The organism is Blautia caccae (assembly GCF_040095955.1).
Lineage (GTDB): Bacteria > Bacillota > Clostridia > Lachnospirales > Lachnospiraceae > Blautia > Blautia celeris.
Map to the genome: position 1 here is coordinate 113,856 of NZ_JBBMFP010000003.1, position 24,016 is coordinate 137,871.

Below are 24,016 nucleotides of genomic sequence, written 5' to 3' on the forward strand. Positions count from 1 at the left end.
ACAGGAAATGTACATAAATGGGGAGAAACGCTTATGGGACAAAGGAGAGGAAATACCAGAAGGGATTACAGAAGGATAAACAGAAGGAAACAGAGAAACAGAAGGCTCATGCTTTTCGGCCTGGTCCTGCTGGGAATCATTTTCGCAATAGGGGTTATAAAAATAATGACAGGAAAGATACAGGAGGCCAAACTGGAAAAACTGCAGGCCCAGGTCACCCAGGAGAACGGCAGTTTTATCGGCGCGCCGCCTTTTGACGTGAACCTGCTGGATGTAAACGAGTATTCCAGGCCGGGTATCCCTCTGAAGAAAATAAAAGGCGTTGTGGTGCATTATACCGCCAATCCGGGAAGCACGGCAGCGGAAAACAGAAACTATTTTGAGGGCCTGAAGGACAGCCACGAGACAAAAGTGAGCAGCCATTTCGTCATAGGGATCGAGGGCGAGATCGTCCAGTGCATTCCCAGTTCAGAGATCGCCTATGCCTCCAATTCCCGCAATGACGACACCTTGTCCATCGAGTGCTGCCACAAGGATGAGACCGGCGAATTTACCCAGGCAACCTATGATTCCCTTGTGAAGCTGGTTGGGTGGCTCTGCTACCGTTTTGATTTAAAGAGCAGTGATGTGATCCGCCACTACGATGTGACAGAGAAAATCTGCCCCAAATACTTTGTGGACCACCCCGATGCCTGGGAGCAGTTTAAAAAGGATGTGGACGGGCAGATCCAGGTGGTGGCTGAGGAAGTGAAGGCGGCAGAAGGGTAACATCGTTTGGTCTTAAGGAGCCACCAGGGTGTGAACGCACTAACGGTATGGCTGTAAAAAGAAAAGGGGGGATTCGATGCGTATATACAGAAAGATAAAGACATATTTTGAAGAGCATATCGTTTCTTCTTTTGTTCTTGTGTTCACGCTGGCGGTTCTGGTGATGGCACTGGTTTTTCAGGGATATCTGAAAAATGAGTACCTGAACTATCTTGTGGAACAAAGCTTTGAAACAGAGAATGCAGTATTGGTATCTGTTCAGAAAAATGTGAATTATTCTATTAAAGAGCATATAAATTTTGGCAGTGAGATGGTGGTATCTGCGGATATATATAATAAAGTCCAATCTTTTTATGACAGCAATGGATATAGTGCATTATATAATACCCTGTCAGACTATGATTATATTAAGAATACAGTTGCCGTAGCCATTGTGGGTGAGGATGGCCTGATGTGCCAGTATGACCGTTATAAGCGTTCCGACGGGGCTATGTGGGATGATGACAACGATAAGTATCTGCGTGAAATGTTTCAGGAGGTCATGAACAATACGAATAACTACTATATTCCCCTGTACATGGCATCCACAGAGCCAAGTGTGCATCCGCAGGATTCTGACCTGCGCCTTTTTCACGTGGCATATCCTTTGATCGGCAACAGGACCGGGCTTAAAAAAGTGAAAAATGTTCTGATCGTCAGCTATAATATGGATGTCTTTAAAGAATTTTTAAACACAGTGGAGATACCAAAAGTTAAATATGCGCAGGGCTACATCGCAGATGAGAACGGACAGATTCTCTACCATAATATGGATAAATATATCGGTACTGCAGAGGACAGCCTGGTGCGTGATGATGAGATACAGGTGATCAGCCGTGAGCTGGGCTATTTTGGCTGGACTATGAATATTTTGATGGATGAGCATAAAATGCAGGAGCATGTGGACCAGATTTACAACAGGGGTGTCATCATCTATATTCTGATTCTGGCGGCCTACATATTTCTGACTGTTTTTTTCATGCGTTATCTTCTCAAGCCTGTGACAAAGATTTCAGAGTCTATTAAGACAGTGAAAAAAGGAAATTTCCACAGTAAGATTTCCATAGAAGGAAAACATGAAATCTGGCAGCTTGCGGATGAGTACAATAGAATGATCGAAGCACTGGAAGAGAAAAATCTTGCCATGAAACGACAGCATGAGGAGACACTGGCGTCCATTGAGCGCCAGCATCAGGCAGAGCGGGAGGCCCTGGAATCCCAGATCAATGCACATTTCATATGTAATACACTGGGTACGATCAACTATGAAGCTATAGAGGCAGGAAATCGTCAGGTATCTGTGCTGATCAAAAAGCTTTCCAACATACTACGCTATACCTTTGACCAGAAATGCCAGGATGTATATCTGTATCAGGAGATAGCCTGGATTGACCAGTATCTTTATCTGCAGAAGACAAGATTTGAGAATGTATTTGATTATTCTATTGATTTTGAAGAGGAATACGGTTATTGGCCATGCTGTAAGCTGATGTTCCAGCCATTTGTAGAAAATTCCATCCTCCATGGGTTTGAGGGAAGACATGAGGGGGGAATGGTAAAGATCACTGTTTCAGAGGAAAAAGGCCGCTTAAGAATAGAGATAAAAGATAATGGAAGCGGAATAGATTCTGAAACTGAAAAAGTAATAAAAAATATCCTGGAGTCAAAAGGAATGGCACCTGTGCTGCAGCGTCAGAAGGTAGGGATAGGAATATTAAATGTTGTTACAAGAATGCGTATGTATTATGGAGAAAATCTGGATATCCAAATGCAGACAAATCTGGATTCAGGAACCTCCTTTATATTCTGGATTCCAATCCCGGAATCAGAGTTGAAAAAACAGAGTGAGATATGCCAGGAGGAGGAATTAGTGTGAGAATACTTATAGCAGAAGATGAGAAGAGGGCCAGCAGAGGACTCAGAAATCTGATCATGATGGCTTCGGATAAGCATGAGGTCGTGGGTGAGGCGGCGGACGGAAAAGAGGCATTTGAACTCATGAAGCTATTAGAGCCTGATGTAGTCTTTACTGATATTAAAATGCCCTATATGGATGGGATCTCTCTGATTAGAGCAGCAAGAGCTCAGGATATGAAGACTAAGTTTGTGATCATCAGCGCGTATGAGGAATTTGAACTGGCCAGGCAGGCCATCTCTCTTGGGGTCACGGATTATCTGGTGAAGCCTCTGGTCCCTGAGGACATTGAGGATATTATACACAGACTGGAGGAGCACAACAGTGTGGTCTGGGATAAAGAGAACAGGGATTTAAAAAGCAGATATCCCAATGCGCATCCGCTTATTTTAAAGGCAATGCATATTATAGAATGCTCTTATGCATCTAAAATTTCACAGAAAGATCTGGCTGCAGACCTGGGTGTCAGTGCGGAATATTTCAGTTATCTGTTCAGCAGAGATGTGGGAGAGAATTTTTCCAGGTTCCTTCGGAGATACCGGATTGAGAAAGCCCAGGAACTTTTGCTGGAAGGGGAAATTTCTAAGGACGAGGTACTGTATAGTGTGGGATTTTCAGATCCCAAGTATTTTAACAAATGCTTCAAAGAAGAGACTGGAGTCAATGTGACGGAGTTTATAAAGGCGAGACGTTAGTGTCTCGCTTTTTTGTGTATAAAATGCTGTCAATATATGCTGTAAATGTACAATATATACAATGAAAAATAAAAAATATTAATTTTTTACTCCAATATTAAAAAAATACCCTAAAAAATTAATCCAAATCTTAAAAGCGGCGGTTTTTGAAATATCATTTAAACGCTATAATAAGGACATCCTAAGAAACAAAAAAACAAAAGGAGGAAACAAAATGAAGAGGAAAGTTGTTAAGACATTGGCACTGACCATGACATCTGCGATGGTATTGACCATGACAGCAGGCTGCGGCAGTTCGGGAGGCAGCGACACTAAGAATGACAGTACAGATACCGGTACAGAGGATACCGCAGATGATGCGGACACCGGTTCCACAGAGACTGAAACAGGAACAAAAGCTACTGCAGCAGACATAGGTGAGCCCAATGGCGGAAAAGAAGTTACCCTCTGGCATTATTTTGAGCATGAGGCTGACGCATTAAATGCAGTTGTAAAGAAATACAACGAAGAGCAGAGTGATATCTACATTGTACCTACTTTTGTATCACGTGATGAATTGATGAAACAGTATACGATCGGTGCTGTATCAGGAGAGCTTCCTGACATTGGTATGGTAGATTCACCGGATATGGCTTCCTACATTTCCTTGGGAGTATTTGCGGACATCACCGAATATCTGGAGGGATGGTCTGATCTGGACCAGTTCTATGAAGGACCTCTGAGCAGTTGTATGGATGCTGACGGCAAATACTACGGACTGCCGAACAACTCAAACTGTCTGGCATTACTCTGCAACATGGACCTTTTAAAAGCTGCAGGAATTGAAAATCCGCCGACAACATGGGATGAATTCAAAGAAGCATGCGAGAAGACCACAGATGAGGCAAATGGTGTCTATGGATTTGCCATGTCAGCAATCGCCAATGAAGAGGGAACCTTCCAGTTCATTCCGTGGCTGTATGGAGCAGGAGCAGACATCACAGATGTTTCCAGTGACAAGGCAGTAAATGCGCTGACATTCTTAAGTGATCTGGTAAAAGACGGATATATGAGTAAAGAAGCTGTAAACTGGGGACAGGGCGATGCTTACAATGCCTGGATCGCAGGTAAAGCGGCAATGCTGGAATCCGGTACATGGCAGATTGCTACATTAGATACCGATAATAAAGACGATGTAACATGGGAATACAAATATACTCCAATGCCAAAAGGCGAGCAGCAGGCAACCGTTATCGGCGGCGAAAACTTCGGTGTATGCAGCGGTTCTGAAAATGTAGAAGAGTGTGCAGAATTCCTGAAATATATGCAGTCCGCACAGAACACGGCAGACTGGTGTGAAATCGCAGGAAAATTACCGGTTCGTGCAGATGCAGTTGAACTGAAAGACTTCTGGACAGCAGATGAAAGATACAAAGTATTCAACGATTCCATGGAATTTGCAGTAGCAAGGGGACCTCACGAGTCCTGGCCGACCATTTCCGAAGCCCTGTACAAAGCAGAGCAGGCAGCTTTACTGGGTGACAAAGACCCGGCAGAAGCTTTGAAAGAAGCCCAGGCAACGATTTCACCTATTTTGGAAGAAACACCTATTGCAGTACAGAAGTAATACAGAATAAGTCTGGATGCTGACTGTAAAACAAGGTTTAAGGTGTATCCCGGCGATACATCTTAAACCTTTTTAAAAGAAACAGATAGGAATTTGGAAGAGGGGTGAAATCCATGAAAATGTCGATGGCGGCAAAAAAAAGAAGAGAAGGCTATACCTTTATCCTTCCAGGATTCATTTATATGCTGGTGGTTCTTGGGTATCCGCTGATTTATAACTTTGTGCTCAGTTTCAGGAATGTAAATGTTAAAACGTTCAAAGGCGGAACCGATGTCTTTGTAGGTTTGTCCAACTACATAGAGTTATTCCACAATGAAACATTTTTGATGGTATTTAAAAATACATTTATATTTACCATTGGATGTTTGGTTGTACAGTTTACTATAGGATTTATATTTGCACTGTTTTTCTCAAAGAAGTTTACACTTGCCGGACCCATCCGTGGTATGATCTTGGTAGGTTATATGATGCCCATGTCTGTTACGGCTTTGCTGGGCAAGAATATGTTCGATGTATCCAGTGGTGTGATCAATGACCTGTTTATGAAGATTGGGCTGATCAACGCTCCGGTGGAATGGTTGCTGAACGGAAGTACAGCCATGATCGCGATCATTGCAGTGAACTGCTGGGTTGGAATCCCGTTCAATATGCTGCTGCTGACTTCCGGCCTGACAGGAATTTCCACGGAGATTTATGAGAGTGCGGAGGTTGACGGCGCTAATCCGTTCCAGAGATTCCTCTATATCACACTTCCGCTTATGAAACCGGCTATTTTATCTGTGCTTATGTTAGGTTTTATTTATACCTTCAAAGCATTCGATTTGATGTTTGTTATGACAAGCGGCGGTCCTCTGAACTCTACTGATGTTCTTGGTACTTACGCTTATACATTGTCCTTCAAACAGTATGAATTCTCCTTAGGTTCTACAGCGGCGATCATCTTGTTCGCATGCCTGTTCATTGTCGGACTATTCTACTTGCGTCTCATATCAAAGGAGGATGATTAGAATGGCAGGAAAAGTGAAAATAACAAGCTCCAAAGAAAAAAGAAGAAATTTGATCAACTGTGTTATCGCAGTTATCGTTGCCATTCTGTTCCTGTTTCCGATTTACTGGATTCTTGCAATGTCCTTTAAATCAGATGCGGAATCATTCGGCAAACTTGTGACATATTATCCGCACAATTTTACCTTAGAGCCCTGGATCAAGAACTTCCAGGATGCAGAATTCCTGTCTTCCCTGAAGAACAGTATCTGTATCGCTTTCTTATCCATGGTGATCTCACTGGTATTTGGTATTCCGGCAGCTTACGGCATGGGACGTTATAAAGTACCGGGCAGAAAAGTATTCCTGCTTACCTTCCTGGTAACCCAGATGCTTCCTGCATCCCTGATGCTGACTCCTATGTATCTGATCTTTAACAAGCTGCATTTATTAGGAACATATTTAGGACCATCCCTGGCAATTGCTTCAGGATCTGTTCCGTTTATCGTCGTAACTTTGAGACCTTATTTTAAGAGCGTGCCCACATCCCTGGATGATGCTGCCAGAATTGACGGCTGCGGCGTGTTCCGTTCCTTCTTCAAGATCATGATTCCGGCGATCAAGACAGGTGTTATCACAGTAGTAGTTATCTCCTTCCTGGGCGGCTGGAATGACCTGGCATATTCCATGACATTTAACGTAAAACCGGATATGCGTCCATTGACAGCAAATATCTATAAATTCCAGAGTAAATACGGAACCAAGTGGAACTGTATTATGGCATACGGAGCAATTTTGGTACTGCCTGTTATCCTGTTGTTTGTATTCCTGCAGAAATACATTGTAGGCGGCCTGACGGCAGGTGCAGTAAAAGAATAAGAAGTATAGGACAGTGAGGACAAAAAATGACGGATATTATAAAAAAAGAAGGTGCATCCACCGGAGATTTCCGTTCGGACAATCATTTTTTACTGGGATATTTTGAGGAAAAGGATCATGCATTGTATTACCGTTATGATGCGGAGCGCGTGATCGTGGAACCCTGGGGAAAGAACAGTCTCCGGGTCCGCGCCTCCAAGATGCCCGAGATGCCGGATGAGCTCTGGGCATTAGATGGAAAACCGGAGGGACGCGAAGAGGCAAGTATTGCAATACATGATTTTTCCGCAGAAATTACAAACGGAAAGATCAGGGCAGTAGTGAACAATATCGGTAAGCTTACTTTTTACAACCAAAAGGGGGAAGTACTGCTTGAGGAATATGTCCGCAACAGAGAGGATATGTTTGCGGATACCTGCAGCTCCCTGGAGGTTGAAGCAAGGGAATTCAAACCGATCATCGGGGGCGATTATCAGCTCACCATGCGTTTTGAATCCAATCCAAACGAGAAGATTTACGGTATGGGCCAGTATCAGCAGAAGTTCCTAAATGTCAAAGGTGCAGAACTGGAACTGGCACACAGAAATTCCCAGGCAAGTGTTCCTTTTGCATTGTCTTCCCTTGGATATGGATTTTTGTGGAACAATCCTGCAATCGGGCGTGTCAGCTTCAATAAAAATATTACCACATGGGAAGCAAAATCCACAAAGAAATTGGATTATTGGATCACTGCAGGCGATACACCGGCTGAAATTGAGGAAGCTTACGCAGATGCAGCGGGAAAAGTTCCCATGATGCCGGAATACGGAATGGGATTCTGGCAGTGTAAACTCAGATATCAGACACAGGAAGAGCTTCTGGAGGTGGCAAGAGAATACAAACGCCGTCAGATTCCTATTGATGTCATTGTAGTGGATTTCTTCCACTGGCCGAAGCAGGGTGACTGGCGATTTGACGAGACATACTGGCCGGACCCGGATGCCATGATCGCGGAACTGAAGGAGATGGGTATTGAACTTATGGTATCCATCTGGCCTATGGTGGATTATAAGAGTGAGAATTTTGAGGAGATGAAGGCAAAAGGTCTCCTGACACGGGTGGAAAAAGGTGTCCGTATTGACAACACTTATATGGGCAATACCATCCAGTATGACCCGACGAATCCGGAAGCCAGAGAGTATGTGTGGAACAAGGCAAAACAGAATTATTATGACAAGGGTGTGAAGATTTTCTGGCTGGATGAAGCGGAACCGGAATATACGGTGTATGATTTTGAAAATTATCGTTATCATCTGGGACCGAATGTCCAGATCGGAAATGTCTATCCGGTAATGTATGCACAGACCTTCTTTGAAGGCATGAAAAAAGAAGGACAGGAAAACATCGTGAATCTGCTGCGCTGTGCATGGGCCGGAAGCCAGAGATACGGGGCACTTGTGTGGTCAGGTGATATCCATTCTTCCTTTGAAAGTCTTCAGAACCAGTTTGCAGCAGGCCTCAATATGGGAATCGCAGGGATTCCCTGGTGGACAACAGATATCGGAGGATTTTTCGGGGCTAATATCTATGATGAGGATTTCCATGAGGTTCTGATCAGATGGTTTGAATACGGTACGTTCTGTCCTGTTATGAGACTGCATGGCTATCGCATGCCGTATCAGCCTCAGTACGGAACAACCGGAGGCGCGGAGTGCGTATCCGGAGCGCCGAATGAAATCTGGTCTTACGGAGATAAGGTTTATGAAATCTGTAAGAAATACATTGAAATGCGTGAGGCCATGCGTCCTTATGTGCGCAGGCTGATGGAAGAAGCGCATGAAAAAGGTACACCGGTCATGAGACCTCTGTTTTATGATTTCCCGGAGGATAAGACATGCTGGGAGAATGAGACACAGTACATGTTCGGACCTGAAATTTTAGTCGCTCCTGTTATGGAAAAAGGACAGGAGGAAAGAGAGGTCTATCTTCCCGCAGGGGCGGAATGGAAAAATGTGTGGACGGGCGAGTGCTTTAAAGGCGGGCAGACAGTAACTGCGGCTGCACCTATCGAACAGATTCCACTGTTTACAAAAAATGAATTTGAACTGAACTTCTAAACGAAAAGGGTTGCTGCACGTAAAACTGGGGCAGCCCTTTCATAAAATAAGAAAGTCAATCAGGAGGAGGTATTTGAATGCTGAAACAAGTGGGCAACAAGTTATACAGGAGACAGGACAAGGAACTGCTCCTCATCGAACCATGGGGGAAAAACAGCCTGCGCGTGCGCGCAACACAGCGCAGTGAGTTTATCCCGGATACGGACAGCGCGCTTTTAGAACCGGAAGATACAGAGGTACAGATCACCATTGAAGGGAAAAAAGCAGTTATCACCAATGGGAAATTAACCTGTAAAATCATGGACAACGGGGTACTCCAATATTATAATCAGAATGGAAAGCTTCTTTTGGAGGAGTATGACCGCACCAGAGATATGTATGAGGGAAGTGATAAGTTCGCAAGCGCATTGGAGATCGTGCCGCGTACCTTTACCCCACGGCAGTGCTCTGATAATTTCAAATTGACAGTCCGGTTTGAGGCATATAAAGATGAGAAGATTTTCGGTATGGGACAGTATCAGCAGCCGTATCTGGATGTGAAAGGCTGTATCATTGAGCTGGCCCATAGAAATTCCCAGGCAAGTGTTCCGTTTGCCTTGTCAGACAGAGGGTACGGTATTCTGTGGAATAATCCGGCAATCGGTCAGGTGACATTTGGAAAGAACGTTACAGAGTGGATCGCTGAGTCAACAAAACAGATGGATTACTGGATCACAGCGGGAGATACCCCGGCTGAGATCGAAGAAGCCTATGCAGATGCCACGGGTAAGGTTCCCATGATGCCGGATTACGGAATGGGATTCTGGCAGTGTAAGCTGCGTTACCAGACACAGGATGAGATTCTGGAAGTTGCCAGGGAGTATAAGAGAAGAGGTCTTCCCATTGATGTCATTGTAGTGGATTTCTTCCACTGGCCCCATCAAGGCGACTGGAAGTTCGATAAAGATTATTGGCCGGACCCTGCAGCAATGGTGAGGGAATTAAAGGAGATGGGCATTGAACTGATGGTATCCATCTGGCCTACCGTTGACGCGGAGAGTGAGAATTATGAGGAGATGACAGAGCTGGGATACCTGACCCGTTCTGAGTACGGGAAACGGATCGGACAGCTTGGAGATGCCTGCATTATAGATGTGACCAATCCTGACGGAAGAAATTATGTGTGGGAGAAGATAAAGAAAAATTATTATGACCTGGGCATTAAGATTTTCTGGTTAGATGAGGCGGAGCCTGAGTTTACCGGATACGAATTTGAACATTACCGCTATTTCCTGGGAGCTGATATGGAAGTGGGAAATTTATATCCGAAATATTATGCCCGTATGGCATATGAGGGAATGGAAGCAGAGGGACAGAAAAATATTGTCAATCTTCTTCGCTGTGCATGGGCAGGCAGCCAGAAATACGGTGCGTTGGTATGGTCCGGTGATATTGACTCTTCTTTCCGTGCCCTGAGAAACCAGTTGGCAGCAGGATTGAATATGGGCATTTCCGGTATTCCGTGGTGGACAACCGATATCGGCGGTTTCCACGGCGGTAATATCCATGATGATGCATTTAAAGAATGTTTTGTCAGATGGTTTGCTTTCGGTGCATTCTGTCCGGTTATGAGGCTGCATGGATTCCGTGAACCATTCAAAGAACCTCTCGGCACTACAGGTGGAGGGAAACACATAAGCGGAGCAGAAAACGAGGTATGGAGCTACGGTGAAGAAGTATATGAGATCTGCAGGAAGTATATGGAGCTTCGCGAAAAGATGCGTCCTTATGTGAAGACTCTGATGCAGGATGCCCACGAAAAAGGAACACCGATCATGCGTCCCCTGTTCTATGATTTTCCGGAAGACAAAAAAGCCTGGGAAATTGAAGATCAGTACATGTTCGGCAGCAAGGTACTTGTCTGCCCGGTATTGTATGAAGGTGTTCGGGAACGTAAGGTATATCTGCCGGAAGGAAAATGGAAAAATATCAACGACAACAGGTTATATGAAGGCGGTGCAGAATATGTATGTGACGCGCCGTATGAGAGTATTCCTGTATTTGTAAAAGCAGGGGAACTGGAAGAGATTTTTTAAACAGTGATTGAAAAGGAAAGCAGGGATGACATATGGGCAATGGTACAATATTTGGTTATGACGGTAAGTATGTAAAGGTGATTGATAAGATATTCAATACAATAGTAGTGAGTTTATTTTGGCTGATTGGATGCCTCCCCATCATAACGATTGGTGTATCTACAACTGCTATGTACTATACTGCAGTGAAGGTTATTAAAAATGAAGAGGGATATGTGCTGGAGCAGTTTCTGAAATCATACCGGAGAAATTTGAAAGACGGTATTCTTCTTGAAATACTCTTCGCCGTGGTTTTGTTTATCCTGCAGTTAAACGTGGGGATATTACAGGCGAAGACTTCAGGAAACGTGGGATTATTTTTTATCTGCCTTTACTATGGAGTCAGTATCTACGCGGCAGGAATGCTCTGCTATGTATTCCCTGCGCTTTCCAGATTTGAAATGCCTATGGGATGGATTTTAAAGCTGTCCATGTTCATGACAGGACGTTATTTCCTGACAACTGTTATGCTGCTGTTTATTTTAGTGTCCTCTGCTGCGATAGTGGCATGGATACCCTATACCATGATAGTTGTGCCCGGAGCTGCATCCCTGCTCTGCTCTGAATTTATGGAACGGGTATTGAAGAAGCATGAACCAAAAATAGAAGAACTGGAGGAACCACAGCTATGAAATTTACCAATGGATATTGGCTGTTAAAAGACGAAATGACCCCCGCCTATGCTGTAGAGTACGGCGGTCATACCGTAAAGGGAGATGAACTGACTGTTTATCTGCCCGGAAAACATATTGCAGGCAGAGGGGATGCCTTGAACATTCCCATGCTGACGGTCAAACTTTCCACACCTATGGAGGGCGTGATCAAGGTGTCAGCCGTCCACCACGCAGGAGCACTTTATAAAGGGCCTTTTGCGGAGATTACAAATGATCATCCCCATGCTCAGATCACAGAGACAGAGGAATGTCTGACCTTCGCCAGCGGAAGTTTAAGGGCAGTGATCGACAAGACGCCGAATGCGTATAAGCTGGCTTTTTATGAGGGGGACAAGTTCCTGACAGAGTCCAGCTTCCGCAACCTGGCACATATGCACAACAGGGAAACCGGAAAGAACTATATGGTGGAACAGCTTCTCATTGATGTGGATGAGTATGTTTACGGTCTTGGCGAACGGTTTACACCTTTCGTGAAAAACGGACAGACTGTGGAAATGTGGAATGAAGACGGCGGCACAGCCAGTGAGATTGCCTACAAAAACATTCCGTTTTATATTACCAACAAGGGGTACGGTGTCCTGGTGGATAATGAGGGCGACGTGGCCTATGAAATCGCCAGTGAGAAAGTGGAGAGAATCCAGTTCTCCGTGGAAGGGGAGCGTCTGGACTATTATTTCATCAGCGGTCAAAGCCCAATGGGAACTGTGGAGAAATACACAGAACTGACAGGGAAGCCTGCGCTGCCTCCTGCCTGGTCCTTCGGCCTCTGGCTCACCACATCCTTTACGACGGATTATGATGAGAATACTACGTCCGGTTTTATACAGGGAATGGCAGACAGGGATATCCCGCTGCATGTGTTCCATTTTGATTGTTACTGGATGGAGGCTTTTGAGTGGTGTAACTTCAAATGGGACCCCAATGTGACCACGGATCCCAAATCCATGCTGCAGAGATACCACGACAAGGGCCTGAAGATCTGTGTATGGATCAACCCTTATATCGGTCAGAAATCCTGCCTGTTTGAGGAGGGCAGCGAGAAAGGCTATCTGCTGAAACGCACGGACGGAAGCGTATGGCAGACAGATCTGTGGCAGCCGGGGATGGGACTTGTGGACTTTACGAATCCTGATGCCTGCGTCTGGTACCAGAGCAAATTAAGGACACTTCTGGACATGGGTGTGGACTGTTTTAAGACAGACTTCGGTGAGAGGGTTCCTGTGAAGGATATCGCTTATTTTGACGGCTCAGATCCGGTTAAAATGCATAATTATTATACCTATTTATATAATCAGACCGTATTCCGGCTTTTGGAGGAAGTCAGAGGTGAGGGGGATGCCGTACTCTTTGCACGTTCCGCAACGGTTGGCGGGCAGAAGTTCCCGGCTCACTGGGGCGGCGACTGCTCCGCTACGTATGTTTCCATGGCTGAGACGCTGCGGGGCGGATTGTCTCTTTCCCTCAGTGGATTTGGATTCTGGAGCCATGACATCAGCGGATTTGAACAGACAGCTCCGGCAGATATTTACAAACGCTGGTGCCAGTTCGGGCTTTTGAGCTCACACAGCCGTCTGCATGGGTCTTCTTCCTACCGCGTGCCGTGGCTATTTGATGAGGAAGCCTGTGTAGTGCTGAAAGAGTTTGTGAATCTGAAATGCCGCCTGATGCCGTATCTGTACGGACAGGCTGTCCGTGCCCATGAATACGGCACACCGGTTCTGCGGCCCATGTTCCTGGATTTCCCTGAGGACAGAGCCTGTGATACCCTGGACCGTCAGTATATGTTCGGTTCTTCCCTGCTCGCGGCGCCTGTATTTAAAGAATCCGATGAGGTGGATTATTATCTGCCGAAGGGAACCTGGGTGAATCTGATCACCGGGGAGACAAGAGAGGGCGGAACCTGGTACAGGGAAGTTTACGATTACCATTCCATGCCGCTTATGGTGAAGGAAAATACGATTCTGCCTGTCGGAAAGAATGACCGGGAAGCGGAATATGACTTTGCGGACGGTGTGACACTTCTGTTGTCTGTATTTGCCGATGGAAAAGAAGCAGATGTGGAGATACCGGACTGCAGAGGCAAAATTGTGATGAAAGCCCATGCAGAATGCAGGGACGGAGAGATTCTTGTACATATTGAAGGCGGAAACGATAATTATACGGTAAAGAGCCTTGGCGGACAGAAGTTTAAAATGGTATAAGAAAGTATAAAAGAAAATAAAAAGATGGCGCAGTACCGGAAAAAACGGTTCCTGCGCCATTTCTTTAAACAAATTTTACTGCAGTGCCGTAAGCCATGATCTCAGCTGCGGCCTGGGCAACAGAGGCAGATGAGTAGCGTACGCATACAATGGCATCTGCTCCCATGGACTGGGCTTCCTCCGCCATGCGTTTGGTTGCCAGGGCTCTGGCCTCATTCATCATCTCATTATATGAGGTCAGTTCGCCGCCCACCAGAGTCTTGAATCCGTTCATGATATCTTTGCCCATGTGCACGGTCTGGATGGTGCTGCCTTTTACCAGGCCAAGCATTTCAACATTTTTTCCGGTTATGTGATCTGTTGTGACTATCAGCATAAGCATTTCCCCCTTTTGATTATAAAAGTGTGATCATATGTCTTTATTCTACTCCAGGTTCAGTCTTTTTGACAAGATATATCTGCTTCCAAAGAAGAAAGAAGAAAATACCGGCTGCCAGATACCAGAGGGTTTCTATGATATAGGAATAATTAGTGACTCTTTCACCGGCACGTGTGATCATCATTACGGTTCCGAATCCGCCCGGAAGGGTAATACTTGTAATAATAAGGTCTACGATATTGCATAAAATTATAATACCAAAGAAAGATAACACGGACCCCATAACTTTGTGGGTCTTGAACTGGCTTCCGAGGCAGACAGCGAAGATCAAAAGCCCTGTGGAGAAGATGAAAAATTCTATACAGAGGGACAGCAGATATACAATATTGTTCAGGATATCCGACAGTCCGCTCAGGGAGGTCAGTGTGTGCCACATCTCCCGGAATCCGTAAACGATGGCGGGCCAGGTCTCTTTGTTCACCAGAAGGATGGCAATGGATGCAGCAACAAAGATCAGGTCAAGTATTGTCCATACCCAGTAAATAAATATTTTGGACAACAAAAGCTGTGTGGGAGATACCGGAAGCGTGTGCGTCAGGTAGCCTTCATCTGAAAAGAAACTTTTCTGTATGTGTATTGCCAGATACAGCATGGTCATAAGCAGGACTGCCATGATCCCGAATACGTAGACGACCACATAAAACATGGTTGTTATGCCCATAACGGTATTGGATGAGTCAGAAAGAAATTTTGAAAAATAAATTTGATATCCAATGCGCCCGATGAGTGCATAAACTAAAAGCGCTCCGTGTACAATTAATAGTAGTGTGGAAACAGATTTCCACTCATATTTGAATAGTTTCTTTAACATTTGAACACCTCCCGGAACAGACTGTCCACAGATACTCCTTTGGCCATGCGGATATTGTCCACGCTGTCCTGCATGCGGATATGCCCGTTCTGAATAAAAATCACATCATCCAGAATGTTTTCCACATCTGAGATCAAATGGGTGGAAATGAGGATGGTAGCATTTTCATCATAGTTGTTGATGATCGTGGAAAGGATATAATCCCTGGCAGCAGGGTCAACACCTGCAATCGGTTCATCCAGGCAGTACAGACTGGCTCTGCGGCTCATGACCAGAATGAGCTGTACTTTTTCCTTTGTACCCTTTGACATGGTGCTTAGACGGTCGTTGGGGTTGATATTCAGCTTCTGCAGCATGTCATAGGCCCGTGACCTGTCGAAGTCTTCATAAAAGTCACAGAAATAGGATATAAGATCTAAAACCCGCATCCAGCGGTTCAGATAGGTGCGTTCCGGCAGATAGGATACAATCCTTTTTGTCTCCACACCGGGTGCCTTGCCGTCAACAAAGATCTCTCCCTCAGTGGGAACCAAAAGGCCGTTCAGCAGTTTGATTAATGTGGTTTTGCCGCTGCCGTTTGGGCCCAGCAGACCGATGATCTTACCACGGTCCAGTGATAAGTCGATGTGGTCAAGTGCCAGTTTATTGCCATAACGTTTTGTCAGGCCCCGGCAGTCCAGAATCGTACTCATTTTTTCTCCTCCTCGCTCACTTTATTGATCAGCCCTATGATGTCCTCTTTAGACAGGCCTATTTTTTCCATTTTTTCAAGAAACTCCTTGATTTGTTCAGATGCAAGTTCTGTTTTCAGATCATCTATCATACTAAGGTCCTCCGTAATGAATCTTCCGCTGGTTCTCTGGCTGTATACCAGATTGGTACGCTCCATCTCTGACAGGGCTTTCTGCATAGTGTTGGGATTGACGCCTGCTGTCTGCGCCAAATCCCGCACAGATGGAAGTTTGCTTCCCGGCGGATAGATGCCAGCGATGATATCTGTTGTGATACGCTCGATCAGCTGTACATAGACAGGCCGATCAGGATTCAGTTTCCACGACATATAATGTAACACCTCCTGTATTACTGTACTAATTGCTTAATACAATAATACGCATTTACAGGTACTTTGTCAATAGGTTTTTAAAAAAATACAAAAGAATTTGAAAAACCATCCATTTAGGCATTGCAATTCCCCGATTATATGTTACAATATTGTTACGGAAAAATTAAAAGGTGAGAGTATGAACTTATACGAAGCGATATTTTCAAGAAAATCTGTCCGAAGCTATGAGATGGAACCGGTAAAGGCGGCTCTGCTGAGTGAGATCAGAGAGTATTACAGCCAGATTGAAGGGTTGAATCCGGGTATCCATACGGAGATTTCTATTATAGATAATACTAAGGGACAAAATAAAAGAATACATCTGCTGGGAGCGAAGGCACCTTATTACATTGCCTTTTACTCAGAGGATAAAGACCGCGCTATGATGAACGCGGGATATATTATGGAGCAGCTTGCGCTCTTTATGTGTGCAAAAGGGCTGGGGACATGTTTTTTAAGCGGTGTGAAGCCAAAGGCAGGAAACCCTCACAAGGGGAATCTGAAATTTGTGATTCTCATGGCTTTCGGATACAGCCGGGGCAGCCATACAAGAAAGGCTGTGGAGGCAAAGCGCATGGATCTGCAGGAGCTTTGTGTGTACAAGGAGGTTCCGAGACAGTGGATGAAGCAGCTTCTGGATTCCGCACGCCTGGCGCCGTCCAGTATGAACAGCCAGCCATGGCGGTTTGTGGTTTACGATAACAGAATTCACGTATTTGCCAAGAAGCATAATATGAATCACCTGGGCAGGTATGAGGAGTTTAATTTTGGTATCATGTTTTCTCATCTTATGATCGTTGCAGAAGAATTGTGGCTGGACGTGGATTTGATACGCCTGGAGGATATCACACATAAGAATTTCCCCAACAGCCAGTATATATTGAGTGCTATTTTAAGGACGTGATGAAGAGTCACGTCCTTTTTTTCTGAATTCACGTACAATTATGCGCGCCGCGGCATATTGTGTAATGAGACATGCGTGTGAAGGAAGAGGGAATGCATGATAACTGTGAGTTTATGTATGATCGTTAAGGATGAGGAGGAGGTTCTGGATCGCTGTCTTTCAGGGATGAAAGACCTGGTGGATGAAATGATCATTGTGGATACAGGATCAAAGGACAGGACAAAGGAGATTGCAGGACGGTATACTGACAAAGTATTTACATTTGAATGGACAGATGATTTTTCGGCTGCCAGGAACTTTTCTTTTTCCAAAGCATCTATGGAATACTGTATGTGGATGGACGCGGATGATGTGCTGCTCGAGAGGGACAGAATGGCTTTTTTGACAATGAAACGTGATTTGTCTTTGGACACGGATATTGTGATGATGCGTTATCATACGGCATTTGATGAGAAAGGAAATGCAGTATTCTGGTATTACAGAGAGCGTCTGATTCGGAACGGACGTGGATTTTTATGGCAGGGCGCAGTACATGAGGTCATAACGCCCGGCGGAAATATTGTATACTCAGAGGCTGCTGTTTCACATAAAAAGATCTGTGCAGGGGACCCGGACAGGAACCTCAATATATATAAGAAGATGCTGGCACAGGGGAAGGTCCTGAATGCAAGAGAACTCTATTATTATGCCCGGGAACTATATTACCATGGGGCTTACGGGGAAGCTGTCGAAGCATTCGGCAGCTTTTTAAGGCAGCCGGATGCCTGGCTGGAAAATAAGATAGAGGCATGCCAGGTCATGGCGCAGTGTTATGAAAAAAAAGGAAACAGGGCAGCATCTCTGCAGGCGCTCTTAAGGAGCCTGGAATATGATGTGCCGAGAGCAGAGATCTGCTGTGACATCGGGAAGCATTTTATGGAAGAGGATCAGTACGAAACGGCTGTCTTCTGGTATAAAACAGCTCTGGAATGCAGGCCGGATATCGAAAGAGGGGGTTTTGTCCTCCCAGACTGCTATGGGTATATTCCGGCAATGCAGCTCTGTGTCTGCTGTGATAAACTGGGAAAATACGCGGAGGCGGAGGCATATAACGAGAGGGGCGGGAAATATAAACCGGATTCCGCGGCTTACTTATACAATAGGGAATACTTTCGTGGAAAAAACATAAATTCCCAAAATTCTTAACATCCATTGGACAGCAACATACAATGTATTAGCAGTCTTGAACTGCTAATAGAAATGGATGTGATAATATGAAAGATAATTGTAGATATGGAAAAGAAGAGAGTGCTGCGGCAGAGAGAAATAATGATGTGCATGCAGCAGGATGCCAGGACACAAGATGTTGTCCGGTTTGTCATGAGAGAAGATGCTGCTGCCCGGGGCCTACAGGTCCCATGGGACCCATGGGGCCCATAGGTCCGAGAGGGCCCATCGGCCCAAGAGGTGCTACCGGTGCTGCGGGAGTTCCGGGAATGCGGGGAGCCACAGGACCTACAGGGCCAAGCGGAGCTACAGGCGCTAACGGAATGCGTGGTGCCACAGGCCCAACCGGAGCCCCTGGAATTGCAGGTGTAACGGGGGCCACAGGGCCTGCAGGAAAGACTCCTGTGATTACCGTGGCAGGTACAGTGACGGGAGAACCCGGCACAGAGGCGTCTGTTGATGAAACGTTTACACCGGATGGCGCTGAGTTGTTCTATACGATTCCGGCTGGTCCCACAGGTCCGACCGGAGCAGCAGGAGCGGCAGGAGTTACCGGGGCTACAGGGGCAACCGGTTCGGAAGGCGCTGCCGGTCCCACAGGTCCTACAGGTCCCACCGGAGCTACGGGTCCGACCGGAGCTGCCGGTCCAACGGGTCCGACCGGGCTCATAGGCCCTACGGGTCCCACCGGAGCCAATGGAGCCGCGGGAGCCACCGGAGCTACGGGAAATACAGGAGCCAACGGAGCAACCGGCCCAACCGGAGCCACAGGGGCAGCCGGGGCCACAGGCCCCACTGGGCCAATGGGAGCAAAAGGTGATACCGGAGCCAATGGAGCAACCGGCCCGACAGGTGCCGCAGGCCCTACGGGTCCCACCGGAGCCAATGGAGCCGTCGGAGCTACCGGAGCTGCAGGCCCAACCGGTCCGACCGGAGCCACAGGGCCTACAGGTATGAATGGAGCAGCGGGAGCCACAGGAGCCACCGGAAATACAGGAGCCACCGGAGCACCAGGACCTATGGGAGCCACAGGAGCTACCGGGGCCAACGGAGCTACGGGTCCGACAGGAGCAACCGGCCCGACCGGAGCCAATGGAGTAATGGGAGCTACAGGAGCAACCGGCGCTACCGGGGCCACCGGAGCTACGGGTCCGACAGGAGCAACCGGCCCGACCGGAGCCAATGGAGTAATGGGAGCTACAGGAGCAACCGGCGCTACCGGGGCCACCGGAGCCACAGGGAATACCGGAGCTACAGGCGCGACAGGTCCTGCAGGAGATACGGCATGTTGTGCATGTGTTGCGCAGATGAGAAACATCCTTCAGCAGATCATCACGCTTTATCCAACAGAAAATCTTGTGATATCCATGGAAAGCGGCAACAATGTGAGCGGCCGTCCGGGAAGCCTTCTTCCTGCCCCGAACACAAATCCAAATGCCGGTCTTTTCCAGATAGTAAACAGTCAGGGCGCAGCACAGGAGGCGGTATCAATCTGCAGAATCGCAGCCGTCAGAATCACCAGTGCTGCCTATAATAACGGAATCACGTATCTTCCGGCACCTGCTCCGGCACCTACAGGCTGCTGCGCAAACTGTGAGGCTGCTGTCCGTTCTTATCTGCCGGTGGGTACAACAGGAGCCGCTGTCAAGGCAGGCGGTCAGACCGTCGGACAGGGCAGTGTGCTGAGAAACGAATATGGCGTAGTGGTTCTTGTCGGCGCCAATAACAGTGATCCGACCTTTATCTCCACCTGCAAGGCCGAAAGTATCACAAAGTAATTATTTACAAGGAATAAGCTTTAAACCATACGGGGGAGAAAATCTGTATATCAGGTTTTCTCCTCCTGTTTTTTATACTTTGATTGGAGGGCACTTGTTCCTTTTTGAGCGAAAGTATTTTCTTTTATCATAAGATGGTGAAAAGTTCCGGTCAATCGATAAATGTTTCTTGACAAGTGAAAATGTAACTGATATAGTTACAGTATAAGAGTAACAAAAAAAGTTACAGTAGCGTGATGAGGATTTATATTCTGAGTCATGGGCTCAGAAAGGAGCAGTTATGAATACGAAAGAACACGAAGTTATGAAAATGAGAGGCAGTGCAGATGTATCATATCTTGGGCAGAGCGTAGACTCCATGATATGGGAGTTTATGAAGGAAAAGGGGATTCCGGGACTTACCCTGGCAATTGTTCAGGCCCCCTATATTCCGAGAGTAGTGGGGTATGGGTTGTCAGATACAGGTGAGAGAAGGCTGGCTTCAGCCAATACAATGTGGCCGGCAGGCCCCATTTCCCAGGCGTTTGCGGCTGTGGCAGTCATGCAGCTTTTTGAGGATGGAAAACTGGGGCTGGAAGATAAACTGGGTGATCATATACCGGAGGTACCGGAGGAATGGTATGATATTGAGATTCTGCAGATGCTCCGCCATGCGTCGGGTCTGCCTGACTGCCAGACGGATGGATTTGACATTTACAGAGAATGGGAGTTTAAAGAGGTTCTTGATTTAATAAGCAAAGAAGCCCTGCATTTTACTCCGGGTACAGAGGTGGAATGGAGTGCGTCAAATTTCCTGATGCTGACAGAGATCGTGGAACGTGTAAGCGGTGAGACATATCATGATTTTGTGACAGAAAGGCAGATCCATTTCCTTGGACTGAAGAGGACAGGATTTGCGGAGGACCTGGAAAACTTCAGGCATGAGGATGTATCCCTGACGGAGAACATCCATCAGTTGTTTAAAAAAGACGGGACATACATTGACCCCACAGAACCGGCCGCAAGTTATGACGAACTCGGCAGAAGGACAGGGCGGGCAGCGTCTTCAGCCCTCAGGGGAGTGGGGGATGTCTGGGCGTCCGCGCAGGATATTTCCTTCTGGGATATCGGGCTGGCAGGAGGAGTGCTGATCCATGAGCCTGAGCACAGAAAGCTTGTCTACGCCCCGTGGAACCTGCCGGACGGCAGAGAGGTGCCGGGAGTGGCAGGCTGGCAGTTTTATAAGCACAGAGGACTGATGGATATCAAAGGTTCTGTTCCCGGGTATTCTTCTTTCCTGAGCAGGTTTACCCATCCGGATGAACTGGTGTGCGTTACGCTGCTGGCAAATAAGGAAGGTATTGACTTTACGAATCTGGGAAGAAGAATTGCGGGGGCGTTCGGAGATCTGCTGTCCACCAATTATGATGATAATAAATTGTATCTCTTTGAAGGGCAGTTTCCGGTAAAGGATATGGTCAGACGATTGAAAAACGTTCTGGAAGAAAAGAAAATTCCGGTATTTGCAGAATTTGACCATGCGAAAAATGCAGAGGAGGCAGGTCTGTCCCTGCGGCCGACCACAGTGGTCGTCTTTGGTGCTCCAAAAGTGGGAACCGGGCTGATGCAGGAGGATCAGAGCATTTCCCTGGAACTTCCGCTCAGGATTGCCCTCTGGGAGGATGAGACGGGCAGTACCTGGCTGGCATTTCCAAGAATGGAACGGCTGGCAGGAGAATATGGACTGGGCAGTCATCCGGTGGTTGGGAAGATGCAGGAGCTGCTGGAGGAACTTGTGAGAAAAGCGGGGAGTGTTTATGCATAGATAAATGCAGAACGCAAAAGGACGGACATCTTTTTGAGATGTCCGTCCTTTTCAAGAAATAAAAAGAGCGCGAGACGGGACTCGAACCCGCGGCCTCGACCTTGGCAAGGTCGCGCTCCACCAACTGAGCCACTCGCGCATGTCTTAACGACAAAACATAATATACTATATCTTTCGTCAAATGTCAACACGTTTTTTGAAAAAAATTAAAAAATATTTCTGGGGTATTTACCATGTAAAAAAAGGAGGGCCGGGCTTTTTATAAAGCCCGGCGTATGAAAAAGAAAATTTTTATATAAAGGTGATTGCCTTTCTATGTATCTAATAATAAAGCACAAATGTGATGAAACTGTGGTGAAATATTAAAAGAATTGTGAATGGAATTTGAATGTTTTGTGAAAGGAGAAAATAATTTTCCATTATGCTCAATTTATGCTATAATAGACGAAAAGCTGGTCAGACGCCCACCGGCGCCTGGGGTCTGTGATAAGACCAGACGGGGGCAGAGAGCAGCACTGCATTAGGAGGTGCTTCATTATGAAAATGATTTTTGCGATCGTGCACAAGGAAGATGAAGGATTCGTGGTAGAACGTCTGAATAAGGAACGCATCAGTGTGACAAAACTTGCCAGTACAGGCGGATTTTTGAGAAAAGGAAATGCCACGCTGATGATAGGAACTGAGGACGACAAGGTGGAAATGGTGCTCCAGGTCATCAAGGAAGAGTGTTCCAGAAGAAAAGAGATGCTCATCAATCCAACTTATTCCGCCGGGACAAAAGGTCCGGTGCTGGGATATTCCGCACCGCCGGTCACCATTGATGTGGGCGGCGCTACAGTATTTATTGTGAATGTGGAACAATACTTGAAACTGTAAAGGCGGATACGAGAGATGATAGGAACACTGGTAAACTGCGCTACGATTTTGACAGGGAGCTTTATCGGCAGCAGATTGAAAAAAGGAATACGGGAGGAGCATCAGGAGATCATGATGCAGGCCATGGGGCTGGCAGCCACAGCGCTGGGAATCAATGCCATAGTCAAGTACATGCCCCAGAGTGAATACCCGGTTCTGTTTATTGTGAGTCTGGCACTTGGCGGGCTTCTCGGAGAGAAGATACATCTGGAGGACAAGTTTAAGAAGTTTGTCACCGGGTTTTCCAATGGGAATCTGGCTCAGGGCTTATCCACGGCGATATTACTGTTCTGCGTGGGAACCCTGTCCATTCTGGGGCCCATGGAGAGCGCATTGAGAGGGGACAATACTTACCTGTTCACCAATGCCATGCTGGATTTTGTCACATCCTCTGTGCTGGCATCCACCTTTGGATTCGGTATCGCACTGGCAGCCATTGTCTTGTTTTTCTGGCAGGGATTTTTCTACTGCCTGGCACTGCTGCTGGCCGGTGTCATGAGTCCGGCGATCATGGCGGAGATTTCCATTATCGGAGGTATCCTGATCTTCAGCTCAGGCCTCAGCATCCTGGGAATCAAGAATTTCAGAACCATGAATATGCTTCCCGCATTTCTGGTTCCCGCAGTGTTCTTTATCGTCAAATCATTTTTATAAACAGAAAATCCAAACCCCGGTCATAAGGGATGGATGCCATACGACAGAAGAAAGGGGATCAACATCGTGGTCAGAAAGACAAATGTAGTGGAACAGCAGAATGTGCGGGGCGGAGAAGGCACCGTGGAATTCCATCATATCCTGAAGGAGGAAGAGCTTTACGGACACGGCAAGTTATATGCCAAAGTAGTGTTAAAGCCGCACAGCTCCATCGGTATGCATCAGCATGTGGGCAACACAGAGCCATATTTTGTGCTGAAGGGAACAGGAGTTTTCGTGGACAATGACGGCAGCCGTACAGAAGTGCATCCCGGAGATGTATGTGTCATTGAGCCGGGACAGAGCCATAGCATGGAGAATAATACAGACGAAGATTTTGAAATGATGGCTCTCATTTACAACGAAGCAGCAAAATAGACAGGACAGATTTTG

Annotated in this window: 21 protein-coding genes and 1 tRNA gene; 17 read left to right on the forward strand and 5 right to left on the reverse strand. The window is 46.5% G+C overall.

Annotation, left to right across the window (positions count from 1 at the left end; all coding sequences use genetic code 11):
- The first annotated feature begins 33 nt into the window (after positions 1–33).
- From WMO65_RS04065 to yicI, 10 genes are all read left to right on the forward strand, one after another.
- A complete protein-coding gene (locus WMO65_RS04065) occupies positions 34–768 on the forward strand; it encodes a peptidoglycan recognition protein family protein (RefSeq protein WP_033143760.1) in 735 nt (244 codons plus the stop codon).
- Between the two features lie 76 nt (positions 769–844).
- On the forward strand, positions 845–2,683 hold the full coding sequence (locus WMO65_RS04070; RefSeq protein WP_103732562.1) for a sensor histidine kinase: 1,839 nt from the start codon (positions 845–847) through the stop codon (positions 2,681–2,683).
- Entirely contained in the window at positions 2,680–3,417 is a 738-nt protein-coding gene (locus WMO65_RS04075) for a response regulator transcription factor (protein WP_033141039.1), read from the forward strand. The genes WMO65_RS04070 and WMO65_RS04075 overlap by 4 nt, the downstream gene beginning before the upstream one ends.
- A 214-nt stretch (positions 3,418–3,631) precedes the next feature.
- Positions 3,632–5,023, forward strand: coding sequence for an ABC transporter substrate-binding protein (locus WMO65_RS04080; RefSeq protein WP_148392638.1), 1,392 nt, complete (start codon positions 3,632–3,634; stop codon positions 5,021–5,023).
- Between the two features lie 113 nt (positions 5,024–5,136).
- The gene (locus WMO65_RS04085; protein ID WP_118593771.1) at positions 5,137–6,030 is read left to right on the forward strand and encodes a carbohydrate ABC transporter permease; all 894 of its coding nucleotides are present in this window, start codon (positions 5,137–5,139) and stop codon (positions 6,028–6,030) included.
- A 1-nt stretch (position 6,031) separates the two neighbouring features.
- A complete protein-coding gene (locus WMO65_RS04090) occupies positions 6,032–6,886 on the forward strand; it encodes a carbohydrate ABC transporter permease (protein WP_033141041.1) in 855 nt (284 codons plus the stop codon).
- A 26-nt stretch (positions 6,887–6,912) separates the two neighbouring features.
- Positions 6,913–8,982: a glycoside hydrolase family 31 protein gene (locus WMO65_RS04095; protein ID WP_148392637.1), complete on the forward strand. Its 2,070-nt coding sequence runs from the start codon at positions 6,913–6,915 to the stop codon at positions 8,980–8,982.
- 77 nt (positions 8,983–9,059) lie between these two features.
- Positions 9,060–11,057 (forward strand): glycoside hydrolase family 31 protein, encoded by a 1,998-nt coding sequence (locus WMO65_RS04100; RefSeq protein WP_148392636.1) that lies wholly within the window; start codon positions 9,060–9,062, stop codon positions 11,055–11,057.
- A 32-nt stretch (positions 11,058–11,089) separates the two neighbouring features.
- Positions 11,090–11,728 carry a YesL family protein gene (locus WMO65_RS04105; RefSeq protein WP_148392635.1) on the forward strand — a complete coding sequence of 213 codons (639 nt, stop codon included), beginning with the start codon at positions 11,090–11,092 and terminating at the stop codon, positions 11,726–11,728.
- Positions 11,725–13,971 carry an alpha-xylosidase gene (yicI, locus tag WMO65_RS04110; RefSeq protein ID WP_148392634.1) on the forward strand — a complete coding sequence of 749 codons (2,247 nt, stop codon included), beginning with the start codon at positions 11,725–11,727 and terminating at the stop codon, positions 13,969–13,971. Before WMO65_RS04105 ends, yicI begins: the two co-directional genes overlap by 4 nt.
- Positions 13,972–14,035: 64 nt before the next feature.
- Here the strand turns inward: yicI and WMO65_RS04115 are convergent, their stop codons facing one another.
- The 4 genes from WMO65_RS04115 to WMO65_RS04130 are packed head-to-tail and all read right to left on the reverse strand — an operon-like array spanning position 14,036 to position 16,281.
- Complete coding sequence (locus tag WMO65_RS04115; protein ID WP_033141045.1) at positions 14,036–14,347, reverse strand: YbjQ family protein; 312 nt, start codon at positions 14,345–14,347, stop codon at positions 14,036–14,038.
- Between the two features lie 43 nt (positions 14,348–14,390).
- Positions 14,391–15,221, reverse strand: a complete 831-nt coding sequence (locus WMO65_RS04120) for a hypothetical protein (protein WP_349063703.1) — start codon at positions 15,219–15,221, stop codon at positions 14,391–14,393.
- On the reverse strand, positions 15,215–15,913 hold the full coding sequence (locus tag WMO65_RS04125; RefSeq protein WP_148392633.1) for an ABC transporter ATP-binding protein: 699 nt from the start codon (positions 15,911–15,913) through the stop codon (positions 15,215–15,217). The genes WMO65_RS04120 and WMO65_RS04125 overlap by 7 nt, the downstream gene beginning before the upstream one ends.
- Positions 15,910–16,281 carry a GntR family transcriptional regulator gene (locus tag WMO65_RS04130; RefSeq protein WP_033141048.1) on the reverse strand — a complete coding sequence of 124 codons (372 nt, stop codon included), beginning with the start codon at positions 16,279–16,281 and terminating at the stop codon, positions 15,910–15,912. The genes WMO65_RS04125 and WMO65_RS04130 overlap by 4 nt, the downstream gene beginning before the upstream one ends.
- A gap of 181 nt (positions 16,282–16,462) precedes the next feature.
- Here WMO65_RS04130 and WMO65_RS04135 point away from each other — a divergent pair, with 181 nt between their 5' ends.
- From WMO65_RS04135 to WMO65_RS04150, 4 genes are all read left to right on the forward strand, one after another.
- Positions 16,463–17,227, forward strand: coding sequence for a nitroreductase family protein (locus WMO65_RS04135; protein WP_033141049.1), 765 nt, complete (start codon positions 16,463–16,465; stop codon positions 17,225–17,227).
- A gap of 96 nt (positions 17,228–17,323) precedes the next feature.
- Positions 17,324–18,412, forward strand: a complete 1,089-nt coding sequence (locus tag WMO65_RS04140; protein WP_148392632.1) for a tetratricopeptide repeat-containing glycosyltransferase family 2 protein — start codon at positions 17,324–17,326, stop codon at positions 18,410–18,412.
- A gap of 68 nt (positions 18,413–18,480) precedes the next feature.
- Positions 18,481–20,211, forward strand: coding sequence for a collagen-like domain-containing protein (locus WMO65_RS04145; RefSeq protein ID WP_349063706.1), 1,731 nt, complete (start codon positions 18,481–18,483; stop codon positions 20,209–20,211).
- Between the two features lie 280 nt (positions 20,212–20,491).
- Positions 20,492–22,015, forward strand: coding sequence for a serine hydrolase (locus WMO65_RS04150; protein ID WP_033141051.1), 1,524 nt, complete (start codon positions 20,492–20,494; stop codon positions 22,013–22,015).
- Between the two features lie 66 nt (positions 22,016–22,081).
- Here the strand turns inward: WMO65_RS04150 and WMO65_RS04155 are convergent.
- Positions 22,082–22,154 (reverse strand) — tRNA-Gly (locus WMO65_RS04155).
- 398 nt (positions 22,155–22,552) lie between these two features.
- On the opposite strand from WMO65_RS04155, the gene WMO65_RS04160 reads away from it, so the two are divergent.
- From WMO65_RS04160 to WMO65_RS04170, 3 genes are read left to right on the forward strand one after another with little or no spacing between them, the layout of a single operon-like run.
- Complete coding sequence (locus tag WMO65_RS04160; RefSeq protein WP_018596100.1) at positions 22,553–22,891, forward strand: cyclic-di-AMP receptor; 339 nt, start codon at positions 22,553–22,555, stop codon at positions 22,889–22,891.
- 15 nt (positions 22,892–22,906) lie between these two features.
- The gene (locus WMO65_RS04165) at positions 22,907–23,584 is read left to right on the forward strand and encodes a DUF554 domain-containing protein (protein ID WP_033141052.1); all 678 of its coding nucleotides are present in this window, start codon (positions 22,907–22,909) and stop codon (positions 23,582–23,584) included.
- A gap of 33 nt (positions 23,585–23,617) precedes the next feature.
- Positions 23,618–24,001: a cupin domain-containing protein gene (locus WMO65_RS04170; protein ID WP_207727870.1), complete on the forward strand. Its 384-nt coding sequence runs from the start codon at positions 23,618–23,620 to the stop codon at positions 23,999–24,001.
- Positions 24,002–24,016 lie beyond the last annotated feature (15 nt).

Excerpts from the sequence above, each read along its gene's own strand:
- WMO65_RS04120 (WP_349063703.1), bottom strand. The coding sequence starts at position 15,221 with ATGTTAAAGAAACTATTCAAATATGAGTGGAAATCTGTTTCCACACTA.
- WMO65_RS04085 (WP_118593771.1), top strand. The coding sequence starts at position 5,137 with ATGAAAATGTCGATGGCGGCAAAAAAAAGAAGAGAAGGCTATACCTTT.
- WMO65_RS04160 (WP_018596100.1), top strand. The coding sequence starts at position 22,553 with ATGAAAATGATTTTTGCGATCGTGCACAAGGAAGATGAAGGATTCGTG.
- WMO65_RS04080 (WP_148392638.1), top strand. The coding sequence starts at position 3,632 with ATGAAGAGGAAAGTTGTTAAGACATTGGCACTGACCATGACATCTGCG.
- WMO65_RS04090 (WP_033141041.1), top strand. The coding sequence starts at position 6,032 with ATGGCAGGAAAAGTGAAAATAACAAGCTCCAAAGAAAAAAGAAGAAAT.
- WMO65_RS04095 (WP_148392637.1), top strand. The coding sequence starts at position 6,913 with ATGACGGATATTATAAAAAAAGAAGGTGCATCCACCGGAGATTTCCGT.
- WMO65_RS04130 (WP_033141048.1), bottom strand. The coding sequence starts at position 16,281 with ATGTCGTGGAAACTGAATCCTGATCGGCCTGTCTATGTACAGCTGATC.
- WMO65_RS04150 (WP_033141051.1), top strand. The coding sequence starts at position 20,492 with ATGAATACGAAAGAACACGAAGTTATGAAAATGAGAGGCAGTGCAGAT.
- WMO65_RS04070 (WP_103732562.1), top strand. The coding sequence starts at position 845 with ATGCGTATATACAGAAAGATAAAGACATATTTTGAAGAGCATATCGTT.
- WMO65_RS04135 (WP_033141049.1), top strand. The coding sequence starts at position 16,463 with ATGAACTTATACGAAGCGATATTTTCAAGAAAATCTGTCCGAAGCTAT.
- WMO65_RS04100 (WP_148392636.1), top strand. The coding sequence starts at position 9,060 with ATGCTGAAACAAGTGGGCAACAAGTTATACAGGAGACAGGACAAGGAA.
- WMO65_RS04165 (WP_033141052.1), top strand. The coding sequence starts at position 22,907 with ATGATAGGAACACTGGTAAACTGCGCTACGATTTTGACAGGGAGCTTT.
- WMO65_RS04170 (WP_207727870.1), top strand. The coding sequence starts at position 23,618 with ATGCCATACGACAGAAGAAAGGGGATCAACATCGTGGTCAGAAAGACA.
- yicI (WP_148392634.1), top strand. The coding sequence starts at position 11,725 with ATGAAATTTACCAATGGATATTGGCTGTTAAAAGACGAAATGACCCCC.
- WMO65_RS04140 (WP_148392632.1), top strand. The coding sequence starts at position 17,324 with ATGATAACTGTGAGTTTATGTATGATCGTTAAGGATGAGGAGGAGGTT.
- WMO65_RS04105 (WP_148392635.1), top strand. The coding sequence starts at position 11,090 with ATGGGCAATGGTACAATATTTGGTTATGACGGTAAGTATGTAAAGGTG.
- WMO65_RS04065 (WP_033143760.1), top strand. The coding sequence starts at position 34 with ATGGGACAAAGGAGAGGAAATACCAGAAGGGATTACAGAAGGATAAAC.
- WMO65_RS04125 (WP_148392633.1), bottom strand. The coding sequence starts at position 15,913 with ATGAGTACGATTCTGGACTGCCGGGGCCTGACAAAACGTTATGGCAAT.
- WMO65_RS04145 (WP_349063706.1), top strand. The coding sequence starts at position 18,481 with ATGAAAGATAATTGTAGATATGGAAAAGAAGAGAGTGCTGCGGCAGAG.
- WMO65_RS04115 (WP_033141045.1), bottom strand. The coding sequence starts at position 14,347 with ATGCTGATAGTCACAACAGATCACATAACCGGAAAAAATGTTGAAATG.